This window comes from Leminorella richardii (assembly GCF_900478135.1).
Classification (GTDB): domain Bacteria; phylum Pseudomonadota; class Gammaproteobacteria; order Enterobacterales; family Enterobacteriaceae; genus Leminorella; species Leminorella richardii.
Genome location: NZ_LS483470.1, coordinates 1,874,798 through 1,887,052 on the forward strand (window position 1 = coordinate 1,874,798; position 12,255 = coordinate 1,887,052).

At 51.1% G+C, this 12,255-nt stretch carries 14 protein-coding genes; 10 read left to right on the forward strand and 4 right to left on the reverse strand.

Annotation, left to right across the window (positions count from 1 at the left end):
• Positions 1-30: 30 nt before the first annotated feature.
• Genes hutX through DQM29_RS08615 form a run of 4 tightly spaced genes read left to right on the forward strand, consistent with a single transcriptional unit; the run spans position 31 to position 2,951 of the window.
• The gene (gene hutX / locus DQM29_RS08600) at positions 31-528 is read left to right on the forward strand and encodes a heme utilization cystosolic carrier protein HutX (RefSeq protein ID WP_111740300.1); all 498 of its coding nucleotides are present in this window, start codon (positions 31-33) and stop codon (positions 526-528) included.
• Positions 525-1,148, forward strand: coding sequence for an NAD(P)H-binding protein (locus tag DQM29_RS08605; protein WP_111740301.1), 624 nt, complete (start codon positions 525-527; stop codon positions 1,146-1,148). Before hutX ends, DQM29_RS08605 begins: the two co-directional genes overlap by 4 nt.
• 35 nt (positions 1,149-1,183) lie before the next feature.
• Positions 1,184-2,188 carry a FecCD family ABC transporter permease gene (locus DQM29_RS08610; protein ID WP_111740302.1) on the forward strand — a complete coding sequence of 335 codons (1,005 nt, stop codon included), beginning with the start codon at positions 1,184-1,186 and terminating at the stop codon, positions 2,186-2,188.
• Positions 2,172-2,951: a heme ABC transporter ATP-binding protein gene (locus tag DQM29_RS08615; protein ID WP_111740303.1), complete on the forward strand. Its 780-nt coding sequence runs from the start codon at positions 2,172-2,174 to the stop codon at positions 2,949-2,951. The genes DQM29_RS08610 and DQM29_RS08615 overlap by 17 nt, the downstream gene beginning before the upstream one ends.
• Before the next feature lie 74 nt (positions 2,952-3,025).
• Here DQM29_RS08615 and DQM29_RS08620 read toward each other — a convergent pair whose 3' ends face one another.
• Both DQM29_RS08620 and DQM29_RS08625 read right to left on the reverse strand, forming a co-directional pair.
• On the reverse strand, positions 3,026-3,640 hold the full coding sequence (locus DQM29_RS08620) for a LysE family transporter (protein WP_111740304.1): 615 nt from the start codon (positions 3,638-3,640) through the stop codon (positions 3,026-3,028).
• A gap of 155 nt (positions 3,641-3,795) precedes the next feature.
• Positions 3,796-4,197, reverse strand: a complete 402-nt coding sequence (locus tag DQM29_RS08625) for a YgiW/YdeI family stress tolerance OB fold protein (RefSeq protein WP_111740305.1) — start codon at positions 4,195-4,197, stop codon at positions 3,796-3,798.
• Positions 4,198-4,359: 162 nt separating this feature from the next.
• On the opposite strand from DQM29_RS08625, the gene qseB reads away from it, so the two are divergent.
• The 4 genes from qseB to qseC (DQM29_RS08645) are packed head-to-tail and all read left to right on the forward strand — an operon-like array spanning position 4,360 to position 8,424.
• Positions 4,360-5,022: a quorum sensing response regulator transcription factor QseB gene (gene qseB, locus DQM29_RS08630; RefSeq protein ID WP_111740306.1), complete on the forward strand. Its 663-nt coding sequence runs from the start codon at positions 4,360-4,362 to the stop codon at positions 5,020-5,022.
• On the forward strand, positions 5,019-6,365 hold the full coding sequence (qseC, locus tag DQM29_RS08635; RefSeq protein WP_111740307.1) for a quorum sensing histidine kinase QseC: 1,347 nt from the start codon (positions 5,019-5,021) through the stop codon (positions 6,363-6,365). Before qseB ends, qseC (DQM29_RS08635) begins: the two co-directional genes overlap by 4 nt.
• A 53-nt stretch (positions 6,366-6,418) precedes the next feature.
• Complete coding sequence (locus tag DQM29_RS08640) at positions 6,419-7,081, forward strand: response regulator (RefSeq protein ID WP_111740308.1); 663 nt, start codon at positions 6,419-6,421, stop codon at positions 7,079-7,081.
• The gene (gene qseC, locus DQM29_RS08645; protein WP_111740309.1) at positions 7,078-8,424 is read left to right on the forward strand and encodes a quorum sensing histidine kinase QseC; all 1,347 of its coding nucleotides are present in this window, start codon (positions 7,078-7,080) and stop codon (positions 8,422-8,424) included. The genes DQM29_RS08640 and qseC (DQM29_RS08645) overlap by 4 nt, the downstream gene beginning before the upstream one ends.
• Before the next feature lie 46 nt (positions 8,425-8,470).
• Here the strand turns inward: qseC (DQM29_RS08645) and DQM29_RS08650 are convergent, their stop codons facing one another.
• On the reverse strand, positions 8,471-8,851 hold the full coding sequence (locus tag DQM29_RS08650) for a diacylglycerol kinase (protein WP_111740310.1): 381 nt from the start codon (positions 8,849-8,851) through the stop codon (positions 8,471-8,473).
• Positions 8,852-8,861: 10 nt separating this feature from the next.
• Positions 8,862-10,505, reverse strand: coding sequence for a phosphoethanolamine transferase EptA (gene eptA / locus DQM29_RS08655; RefSeq protein WP_111740311.1), 1,644 nt, complete (start codon positions 10,503-10,505; stop codon positions 8,862-8,864).
• A gap of 223 nt (positions 10,506-10,728) precedes the next feature.
• Here eptA and DQM29_RS08660 point away from each other — a divergent pair, with 223 nt between their 5' ends.
• Both DQM29_RS08660 and DQM29_RS08665 read left to right on the forward strand, forming a co-directional pair.
• Positions 10,729-11,403, forward strand: a complete 675-nt coding sequence (locus DQM29_RS08660) for a TetR/AcrR family transcriptional regulator (RefSeq protein WP_111742046.1) — start codon at positions 10,729-10,731, stop codon at positions 11,401-11,403.
• Between the two features lie 14 nt (positions 11,404-11,417).
• Entirely contained in the window at positions 11,418-12,254 is an 837-nt protein-coding gene (locus DQM29_RS08665) for a class I SAM-dependent methyltransferase (RefSeq protein WP_111740312.1), read from the forward strand.
• The last annotated feature ends 1 nt before the right edge of the window (position 12,255 follow it).

A 12,255-nucleotide genomic window follows, 5' to 3' on the forward strand; every position in this document is an offset into this window, starting at 1 on the left:
AAACCTAACGCTATTAGAAAGGAATTGTTCATGAGTGAAGTAACCCTGAATGAGTTTATGAAAACCAACCCGGACGGCACGCTAGAAGACATCGCTCGCCAGTATCAAACGTCTCTGCTGGACGTGGTCGACTCTCTGCCGACACGCACCATTGCCGCTGGCGACAAATTCGATACGGTGTGGGACGCCATGACAGCCTGGGGGCCGGTAACGACGCTGATTCACAATCATGACGTTATTCTGGAATTTCACGGCGAACTGCCTTCTGGTTTCCACCGTCACGGCTACTACAACCTGCGCGGAAAAAGCGGCTTGAGTGGCCACATTAAGGCAGAGAATATTCGCCATATCGCATTGATTGAACGGCCGTTTATGGGCATGGCGACGGCTTCTATCGTGTTCTTCAATGAACAAAAACAGGCCATGTTTAAAGTGTTCCTCGGTCGCGACAGCCATCGTCAGCTTTTACCTGAACAGGTTGAGGCGTTTCGCCGTTTGGCCGCTGATTTAGCGAGCAATGCTCAATGAACCCGTGGCTAATATTTGGCGCGGCAAAGGGCACTGGCGCTCACTTAGTTGACTGTGCGCTAGAAAACCAGCGCCCGATATTTGCACTGCTGCGCCGAGAAGAAGACGCTGCGCGCCTGCGCGAGCGGGGCGTCATCGCGCTGGTTGGCGACGCGACGGATACGGTGGTCGTGGAGCGCCTCTGCACTATGGCGGGCCCTGATAGTACAGTGATATCTACCATGGGCGGCAGTCAGGACTATTTGGCACACCGCACGGTTATCGATGCGGCACAGAAATCAGGTATCAAAAATATGCTGATGGTGACATCTCTTGGCTGTGGCGACAGCTGGCCGACGCTGTCCGAACGCGCTAAGGCCGCATTTGGTCAGGCGGTTAGGGAAAAGTCATTGGCAGAAGTCTGGCTACAGACCAGTGGGCTTGGCTACTGCATTCTTCGCCCCGGAGGTCTCTTAAACGGCGAGGCGACGAAAAAGGCTCAGTGCTATCAACATCAGGAAGTGCACGGCTTCGTTAACCGTAGCGACGTTGCCTTAACCATTGTTGCCCAAATACATCAGGGACTAAGCGGGCAGATTTACAGTGTGGTTGAACCGGGGCTCAGTCCCGCTGGCGCTTAATCCAGACCGTCAGGCTATTGCAGAGGCATCGCAATTTGAAAAGCTATCGTTACGTAAAGACGACTCTTTGGGGGCTGCTATTTTTACTGCTGGCGCTCACGCTATCAGCGGCAAATCTTGGCGCCTTTAAGCTGTCGTTTAGCACACTCTGGCAGGCACCAGCAGACGACATGGTTTGGGAGATTTGGCTTAATATTCGTTTACCCAGAGTGCTGCTGGCGACTGTTGTAGGCTGCGCGCTGGCGACGTCTGGTGCAGTGATGCAGGGGCTGTTCCGTAACCCACTGGCGGATCCTGGGCTGTTGGGGATCAGCAGCGGGGCAGCGATGTTCGTCGGGCTGGCCATCGTTTTTCCCTACACGCTGCCTCCCAGTATCAGTCTTTATGGTCACATGGTAGCGGCGTTTCTTGGCAGCCTGTCTGTGTGCGTGGTTATCTTTCTGCTCAGCCGAGGCGGTCACGGTTCACTATCGCGGCTGCTTTTGGCGGGGATTGCAATTAATGCGCTGTGCGGTTCGTCCGTCGGCGTTTTAAGCTATATTGGCGACGACCAGCAGCTTCGCCAGCTGTCGGTGTGGATGATGGGGAGTCTCGGTCAGGCTCAGTGGTCTACGTTGGCCATCGCCGCTTCGGTGATTGTCCCTGTGACGCTGTTGACTCTACTGTCCGCTAATCGCCTCAATTTGCTACAGCTTGGGGATGAGGAAGCGCACTATTTAGGCGTTAACGTCTATAAAACTAAAATCAGGCTGCTGGTTCTCAGCGCGCTACTGGTTGGCGTTTGTGTTGCTGTCAGCGGCATCATTGGTTTTATTGGCCTAGTTATTCCTCACCTAATTCGTATGCGCATCGGCGCGGATCATCGCTGGCTGCTTCCCGGCTCGGCGCTGGGTGGAGCCTGCCTGCTCTTATTGGCCGACACTGTCGCAAGAACGGCGGCAGCGCCGTCTGAAATGCCGGTTGGGTTGATTACCAGCCTGATTGGCGGCCCTTACTTTTTATGGCTGATCGTAAAACCGAGAGGTGTTGCCCGTGCTTGAAGCTGATAGCGTGTATTACCAAACAGGGCGACTTTGCCTGACACAGGACGTCAGTTTGCAGTTAAAGCCGGGAGAGCTGGTGACAATCATTGGGCCGAATGGCGCGGGGAAATCCACGCTGCTGCGCTTACTGACGGGCTATTTGACGCCGTCATCAGGGGAATGTCGTCTCATGGGAAAACGAATGACAGACTGGTGTCCACACGCGCTGGCGCGCACTCGCGCGGTAATGCGTCAGCATTCCGATCTGGCTTTTCCTTTTAGCGTTCGAGATGTCATTACCATGGGGCGTTTCCCTTACGGTAAGGCGCGTCAGCAGGAGGCTATTGAACAAGTGCTGATACAAACGGAGTGTCAGTCTTTAGCCCATCGAGACTATCGTCACCTGTCCGGCGGTGAGCAACAGCGGGTTCAGCTAGCTCGGGTGCTGGTTCAGCTGTGGCAGCCAGAACCTGAGGCTAAATGGCTATTTTTGGATGAACCGACGTCAGCGTTAGATCTATACCACCAGCAGCAGACGTTAAGGCTGCTAAAACAGCTGACAAAGACCCTAAACTTTAGCGTGTGCTGTGTGCTGCACGATCTTAACTTAGCATCGCTCTATTCTGACCGAGTGGTACTGCTGCATCAGGGAAAACTGGTCGCACAGGGCACGCCAGAGCAGGTGATGCAGGCAGAGCCGTTAACTCAGTGGTATCAGGCCGATCTTGGGATTCACCGCCATCCTGAATCGCAGCAGCCGCAGGTTTATCTACGTCAGTGAGACGTCTCTGAGAACTGCATCAGTGACAATGTCACTATTCACAATATTGCCGCTGAACAGCGGCAATTGGGTATTTAGCCCAGCGCAACCTTAACACCCAATCCTATCAGCACAACGCCCAGCACTTTATCTACCGAACGCTGTACTTTGGCAAGCCAGCGCCGAACCGGCGCGCTTTGAATCAGAAAAACCAGCACAGGCCACCAGATAGCCGCAAGGATCCAGATAATAAAGGCGTACCACAGCTTTTCTCCAGTGCTGGAGTTCAGGTTAAGAACCTGAGTGAACACCGATAGAAAAAACAGTGTCGCTTTGGGGTTAAGCAAATTACACAGGTAGCCTTGAATAAACGCATTTTTATACGTGGTTTGCTGTTTTGCTACCTGAGAAACATCCATTTTACTGTTGCCTTTAGCCAGCAGCGCCTGAGCGCCAATCCAAATCAGATAGCCTGCGCCGACGTACTTCAACAGGTTAAACAGCCAGGGAGTGGTCGTGATCACCACCGCCAAACCCGCAACGCAGTAGGCCATGTGGGTTGCCACTGCCATAATAATGCCCAGCGCGGTGACCATGGCCACAGAGCGGCGATAGCGGGCGGCGTTCTTGATCACTAAAAAGAAGTCAGGGCCGGGAGAGAGCATTCCAAGTGTGGCAATAGTGGCGACAAAAAGGGATGTTTCTAGCATAGCGGCTCCGAAAAAAGGTGAGAATTCCTCATCATGTCAGAGCATCGAGTAAAAAGACAGGGGGAAAAGTACCGTAGGGTAAGCAAGGTCAGTCAGGCGAGGGACGAGAGATAAAAGAAAGCCGGGTTAGCGTGATGCCTTCCCGGCAAGCTTATCTATTTATCAAGTTTAATGATGCGCTTGACGTCCAGCTCAATAGAGTTCCAGTCTTTATCAATCTCACCCTGTAACTCAACGCGATCGTCCGGAGTGACAATCTGTCCCATCCAGCGTTTGTCATCGATATCGACATTAATAGTGCCGGTATCGTCGCGGAACAGGTAAAGTTCTTTACCAATCTGCTGTACGATGTGCCCGCGAAGGGTAATCCACGCGTCGTCACTCATTTTTAGCGCTTTATCGACCGTTGTTTCGGACGCCTTCGGCCCAGCAAAACCGCCTGCTGTAGCGCCAGTCGCTGCACTTGAGTTAGGGCCGTTAAATCCACCGGTGGATTGAGCGAACAGCGGCGCGCTGATAAGTGCCGTCACTAAGGCCAACATGGTTAACTTCTTCATAAACATCCTCCTCACTGGTGCGTTTTTTCGCAATAATGCAGCTATTTAACACGCATTTTCTTAACAGGATCTTAAGGCAAAAAAATAAAGGATTTGTGGGGATTTTCTGTGGCTATCCCGCTTTTTATACGGTACAAAGAGGCCGAATACGAGGAGAGCGGCATGAGAATTTTACTGATAGAAGATGATAGGCTCATTGGTGATGGGCTAAAGGCCGGTTTGGGAAAACTGGGCTTTAGTGTTGACTGGTTTTCTGACGGGGCGGTCGGCCAGCGAGCTATTGATGCTGCGCCCTATGATGCAGTCGTTCTCGATCTTTCTTTGCCGGGTATAGACGGTATGGACATACTGCGTTCTTGGCGAGCGAATGGCCACGACGTGCCCGTACTGGTTGTCACTGCGCGCGACGCTATTGAGCAGCGAGTAGAAGGGCTACAGCTGGGCGCTGACGATTATTTGTGTAAGCCGTTTGCTTTGGCTGAAGTCGCCGCCCGTTTGCAGGCGCTGATCCGTCGTCGACACGGCCAGCTTACTTCTACATTAACCAGCGGCGACCTTACCCTTGATCCTGTCTCAATGGCGGTGACCTATCAGGGCAGTCCGGTTATTCTGAAGCCCAAAGAGTTTGCGCTGCTGGCGCTGCTGATGCACAACGCAGGCCGTGTGCTGTCTCGCTCGCTGATTGAAGAAAAGCTCTATAACTGGGATGAAGACGTTTCCAGCAATGCGGTGGAAGTGCATATTCATCACCTGCGGCGCAAGCTGGGTAACGAAATCATCCGTACCGTTTACGGCGTGGGCTATACGCTGGGAGAGCCAAAGTGAAACACCTTAGTTTACGCCTGCGCCTCACGCTGCTGTTTTCTCTGGTCGCGTTGCTCACTTGGTCTGTGGCGAATGTTATGGCCTGGTGGCAAATTAAGAATAACGTCAACGAACTGTTTGATACCCAACAGATGCTGTTTGCCAAGCGGTTAACCGTCCTTAATCCCGGCTCTTTTTCTGAGCCGTTTAGCCTGCGAGAAATGAAAAAGACGGTTCGACACAACCGCGGCAAGCTGGATGATGATGCTTTGGCATTCGCTATCTTTACCCTTGACGGCCAGCGTGTACTTAGCGACGGCGACAACGGCAAGAATCTGATTTTTGACTATCGCGCTGACGGATTTACTGACGGCGGCATAGTCGGGGATAAAGATCCTTGGCGCGTGATCTGGCTTACCGCTCAGGATAAAAAGCACGTAGTTGCCGTTGGTCAAGAGTGGGAATATCGTGACGATATGGTGAGAGATATTCTGGTTTCTCAGCTTGTTCCATGGTTGATTGCGCTGCCTCTCATGATTGTTCTGCTCATTGGATTAATCACCTATGAGCTTCGTCCTTTAAAGAAAATTGCTAACCAGCTAAACCAAAGGCGTCCCGGGGACGATACCGAACTGACAGTTCAGAGGGTGCCGAGTGAAGTGAAGCCCATGGTAAACGCCCTTAACCGGCTGTTTTCCCGTATTGGTGAAATGCTGACGCGAGAACGACGCTTTACGTCAGACGCTGCTCACGAACTGCGAAGTCCTTTAGCTGCGTTAAAAGTGCAGGCAGAGGTGGTGCAGCTGGCTGGGGACGACGACGAGATGCGCAACACCGCTGTCGCCAACTTGATTGACGGTATTGACCGTTCGTCGCGCGTTGTCGATCAGCTGTTGACTTTGTCGCGTCTGGACACGCTTTCTCAGCTTAGCGATGTGCAAGAGATTGAATGGCCTCAACTGCTGCAAACCGCCATTGCCGATCACTATGCCAAAGCGCGAGCGATAGATATTGAGCTTAGGCTGTCGACAGAGCAAACGCCACCACCCATTAGCGGCCAACCGCTTTTGCTGTCAATTTTGCTTCGTAACCTGTTGGATAACGCCATTCGCTACAGTCCGCCCGGCAGCACCGTTTCCGTTACGCTAATGTCTAAAGGCTTTCGCGTGGAGGATAACGGCCCCGGTGTGAATCCTGAATTTCTTGCTCGTATCGGCGAGCGTTTTTTCCGACCGCCGGGTCAGGAAAAAAGCGGCAGCGGGCTGGGACTGTCGATTGTTGAGCGCATTGCACGACTGCACGGCCTGAGTGTTAATTTTCAAAATCGACCTCAGGGCGGTTTCTCGGTGGAACTAACTCGATAATTATCGTCTAATCTCATAGTGATGCATAACAACTATGATAATCGAGAGGCCGAATGAGAACGCTTTTGATTGAAGACGATGAGCTAATTGGCGATGGAATAAAAGTGGGTCTTGAAGAAATGGGCTTCAAGATTGACTGGTTTACTGACGGTAAACTGGGTGAACAGGCAGTTTATTCCGCCCCTTATGATGCCGTTATCCTTGATCTCAGCCTTCCGCACGTAGACGGACTGGATATTCTTAAACACTGGCGCCAGCAAAAGGTCGATACGCCAGTGTTGATCCTTACCGCACGAGATGCGCTTAACGAACGAGTCAGTGGCCTGCAGCACGGCGCTGATGACTATCTTTGCAAGCCTTTTGCCCTCGAAGAGGTCGCTGCCCGCCTGCAGGCGCTGGTCCGTCGGCGTCATGGGCAGCTAAGTTCGGTACTTACTTACAAAGATATTTTGCTGGATGCTGCCAGCGGTACAGTGACGAAAAATGGTAACCCGATCGTCTTAACAGCCAGAGAGCTTAAACTGCTGGAACTCTTTTTGCTTAGCCAGAATCGCGTACTGAGCAAAACGTTGATTCAGGAGAAGCTTTATTCCTGGAGTGATGACGTTAGCAGCAACACGGTAGAGGTTTATATTCATAACCTTCGCCACAAGTTGGGTAAAGATCTTATCCGCACGATTTACGGCATGGGCTATGCCCTAGGCAGTGAAAAATGAAAAATCTGAGCTTGCGTACTCGTCTTATCGCTATTTTCACGCTGTTAATTATGCTGTCTTGGGTTGTGTCTTCTGCAATCGGCTACGTAAAAGTTCGTCACCGTATTCGGCTGATGTTTGACGCTGAACAGATCCTGTTTGCCCAGCGTCTTGAACGTATCGGGCTGGATGACATGCTCAAAATCGAACCAGACGGTAAGAAGTCAGCCTTTACCGATCGCTTTAGCCGTCAGGCGCGCGATGCGCTCTCTTTTGCTATTTTTACGCCAGAAGGGCGCCTGCTGCTTAGCGACAAAAATAACGAAGCTGAAATGACCTATTCACCCGCAACAATGTCACTCGGCGATAAGCCTCAGTTTATCGAAGGCAAAAAGTGGCGGGTGCTCTGGCTAGTGTCACAGGATAGGCGATTTATTATTGCTATCGCTCAGGAGACGGCCTACCGAGAGCGGCTAGCAAAAAATATTCTACTCGATCATCAGGTCACGCCGTGGGGCATTATGTTGCCGATAATGCTGATCGCCATTTTCTTTTTAATTAATCATGAGCTAGCTCCCCTGAAGCGCGTGTCTGCCGCGCTAAAGAAAAGGGCGCCGGACGATGAAAGACCCATTGAAGAAAAGCGGTTACCTAAAGAAGTTCAGCCCTTTGTGGACGCGCTAAACGCGCTGTTTCGCAAAACGGGTGAGCTGTTGAGAAGGGAACGTCGCTTTGTTTCTGATGCAGCTCACGAGTTGAGGAGTCCGCTAACAGCCCTGAAAGTTCAGACTGAAGTGGCGCAAATGACCACCAATAAGCCTGAACTACAGCAGCGAGCGCTAAGCAATCTGACGCTGGGGATTGAGCGAGCCTCCCGTCTGGTCGATCAGCTGCTGACGCTGTCTAAACTGGATGCCCATTCAGAGATCCCCGACAGTGAATCCGTTGACTGGCGAGCGCTTTTGGAAGAGATGCGGTCAGGCTTTGAGGCTCAGGCAGAGACTAAAGGTACCACTCTGCACATTGACTATCGCGGTGAATCGCCTGTGACACAGGGGAACATGGTGTTGCTATCTCTGTTGCTTCGTAACGTAGTGGACAACGCGCTGCACTATACGCCGGAAGGCGGTGACGTTTACGTGACTCTGGCGGATAAAACCCTTACCGTCGAAGACACGGGGCCAGGCGTGACGAAAGAACATCTGGCGCGGATGGGAGAACGCTTCTATCGACCACCGGGGCAGAAAAAGGTCGGTAGCGGTCTGGGTATTTCCATCGTAAAACAGATTGCTGAACTTCATCACTTGAGCGTTGCGTTTCGTAACGGGGAATCGCGGGGATTTATCGTTGAGGTAACTTTCTGATATAAAAGCCGCGAGGCGATAACGCCCTCGCGGCTTTTAATAATAACTAAAGCGACGCGCCAAGTTTAGGAAGTAGCAGCCCGCCCCAGACGATAGCGGCAAGAATCAGCGAGACCAGCACGGCCGCAGAGCCAATATCTTTTGCCCGCCCCGACAGTTCATGATGCTCATAGCCAATTCTGTCAACAACCGCCTCAATAGCGCTGTTAAGCAGTTCAACAATAACCACCAGAATAACAGACCCCATCAATAGAATTTTCTCTACAGCGGGCACGTTTAGCCACAGGGCTACGGCACAGCCGACAATGCTTAACAGGCATTCTTGACGGAAGGCGGCTTCATTTTTCCAAGCAGCAACTAACCCCGCCCGCGAATATCCTGCCGCTTTTACAATGCGAACGAACCCTTTTTCTTGAACTTTATTCATCGTCCTATCCTCACTGTTGATTGCCGGTACGGCAGGTTTTGAACATATCGAGCTCTGGGCTGTATTCGCTTGTTTGAACATCAAATATGCCCAGAAGGGAATGGAACAGGTTGTCCTGGCTAAAGGTGCCATTGCGAGCCTCTTTCTTCAGGCAGTCCTCGTTCATGGCTTGCGTTTCTCTGTACTCCGGAGAGGTCCATAGAATCATGGGAACTCGGGTTTGCTGTGTTGGCGCAAGGGCATAGGGCGCTCCGTGGAGATAGAGGCCGTTTTCCCCTAAAGACTCACCGTGATCGGAAAGATAAAGCATGGCGGTAGCAAACCGATCCCGCTTTTTGTCTAACAGGGCGATGACCTTGTCCAAGTTGGCGTCAGTGTAGACAACGGTATTGTCGTAGGTATTCACTAGCGATGCTGTGTCACAGTTCTGTATATCATTAGTGTCACAGGTCGGCGTAAACTTGCGGTACTCCGCAGTATAGCGTTCATGATAGCTGGGGCCGTGGCTGCCCATTTGGTGTAAGATAATAATTCCGTCATCCTGCTGGATGTTGATGTAGTCTTCCAGCTTATACAGCAGAATATCGTCTTTACATTCTCCGTTTTGACACAGTTCCGGCAGCTTAAGGCTGGACATGTTTTCAGTCGGCACGCGATCGCAAACGCCTTTACAGCCACCGTCGTTTTCACGCCAGAGAACGTTAACTTTTGCACGGGCAAGAATATCCAGCACGCCTTCAGTATGTTTCGCCTTTGAGGCACTATAATTTTTGCGCGTCATATCCGAGAACATACAGGGAACAGAGACAGCGGTAGCGGTGCCGCAGGAGCTGACGTTTTGAAAAAACACCACGTCCTTACGCTTAGAAAGCATAGGATTGGTCTCTTTTTCATAGCCGCCGAGAGAGAAATTTTCTGCCCTTGCTGTTTCGCCCACCACGAGAACCAGCAGCGTTTTCTTGGCTTTTTGCTGTGCTAACGGTGATTTTTGTGCATCCAGACCGATTTGAACAAAGGGCTTTTGCGCATCGATATAGTTAGAGACGTTGCCAATCAACCCGACAATGGCGTTTGACGGGGTCAACATCTTCTCGACGCCTTTATTGTTACGAAAGAAAGGCGCATAGTCTTTAAAAAAGAACAGGGCAATCAGCATGATAACAACGGCTGAAGTAGTGATATTTAGCGTGCGAGAAAGTAAAAAGCGTAGCGGGCTTCGTGACGGTGTCACTCTAATAAACAGCAGCATGACCGACGGAATCACGCCAAGAATGATAAACCACAGAGCCATCTTGACTGACATCAGATCCAGCGACTCATGAACGTTGGTTTCCAGCGCGTTTTGAATCATATTGCGATCGATAACGACGTTAAAAGCGTACATGAAATAGTTGACGCCTGCGCCGATGAATAACAGGATGATAAACAGTGGCTTTCTGATATAGGGCAGAAGGATTAGGCTAAAAACGATGTTCAGTGCGCAAAAGAGCACAATGGGCATCGTGGTGAAAAAGAGAAATTCACGCAAAGAGTCTGCGTCAAGAAGTTGCCAGGTTTTAATAAAAAAACGGGTGTTGTACGCAAGCGTAACAAACAGCGCAGCACAGAGCGTAAACGTCATATCGCTGCATTGAAATCTAAAAAGTTTTTTCATTCCGAACGGATCCAGTCATCAGAGAGTTTGTGACGTATATCCAGTTAATCATTCAATGCTTAATCAATTATTAAGCTCAAATAGTGATGCTGTTCGTTGGAAACCACTTATATTTGTTGCTATATATTGGACTTAGCAACCATTAGCTTTATGAGCTTTGCGCGATAAGGCTTAAGGTGAAATAAAAGGGCAGCCACCGATGCGCTGTGACAAGAGGCTGAAAATGGAACAAAAAACACAATCTGCTACCACGCTAAGCCACCTGAAACGGAGAAAGTATAGTCTCCTAATTAAAAGTGCGATGAAGCTGTTCGAAGAAGGCGCTTTTCCTACCGTCAGTGAGCTGGCTGTCGAGGCGCAGGTATCCCGGGCTACAGCCTATCGCTACTTTCCGACACAGAGTGATTTGATTGCCGCTGTCGTTGAAGAAACTCTAAAGCCCATTATTAACTGGATGCCGGAACAGCATGACGTAGAGTCTCGCGTAGAGGCGCTTCTGCGTTTCGCCTATCCGCAAATGCTTAAGCATGAAGGTGCACTGCGGGCAGCGCTGCTGCTGTCATTACAGCAGTGGGCTCTGCGCCGTGCTGCCGAGTTTAAGCTGTCGTCTTCCGAAGAGGAGATTGCCTCTGAGGCGCAGGATCACCTTGTGCGCGGGCACCGAAAAAATATTCTGTCGCAGGTAACCGAGCCACTAAACCGTGAACTGCCGGAAGAGTGGGTGAAGAAAGTCAACTACGCACTGTCGATGATCTATGGCTCCGAGGTGTTTATGGTGCTAAAAGACATCTGGCAGCTGGAAAACGAAGAGGTGATGTCTATGACGCAGTGGATGGCAAAAGCCATACTGAATCAGGCCAGAGCCGATGCAAAAGAAGAGGAAGACGCGCTTTCTTAAGCGCAGGCTAGGCCATGGAGAACAGCGCAGAGATCTATCAGGATATCGATTTTTCACGACTTTATCTTAACCACATGGCGCGGGCAGGCAGAGTGGAAAAGCCGGCCTGCAGCTGGGACGAACGCGCTGAGAAAATGGCGACGGTATGCGCCAATCCGGAAGATGACTATCTAAAATCCTTTTTGTCATTGATGGATCTGAGCGGGGCAGAAACCCTGCTGGACGTCGGCTGTGGGCCCGGCACCATTTGCCTTCCCTGTGCGCCACACCTGCGTCAGGTATACGGCCTCGACTATAGCGCAGGTATGCTTGACGCGGCTAAACGCCGAGCCACGGCGTCAAAAATAGCTAACGCAACCTTTATTCACCGAGCGTGGGACGACGAGTGGGATAACGTGCCCGTCTGTGACATCGTTGTGGCCTCTCGCTCTACGCTAGTTACCGATATGAAAAGGGCGCTGCAAAAGCTGAATGAAAAAGCGAGACTGCGCGTTTATACAACTCACCCCGTACAGTCACACTTTATGGATGCACGCATTCTGGAGGCTCTTGATCGCCGCGACGCCGGGCTACCTAACTATATCTATGCACTAAACGTTCTTTACCAGATGGGCATTCACCCAAAGGTTGATTATATCAATGCCCGCCATCTACAGCCCCAGCCGGATAGCTACGAAGCCCTAGAACGCTCGGTCAGCTGGTCTTTGGGCGAGCTAACAATCGTTGAGCGCCAGCGCCTAAAAAACTACTATCAGCGCTGCCTGAACGACGGCGTACCTCTGCTTGATTCTCACCGTCGCTGGGCGTTTATCTCTTGGGATATAGATAATAAATGCATAAAAAATAAATAGG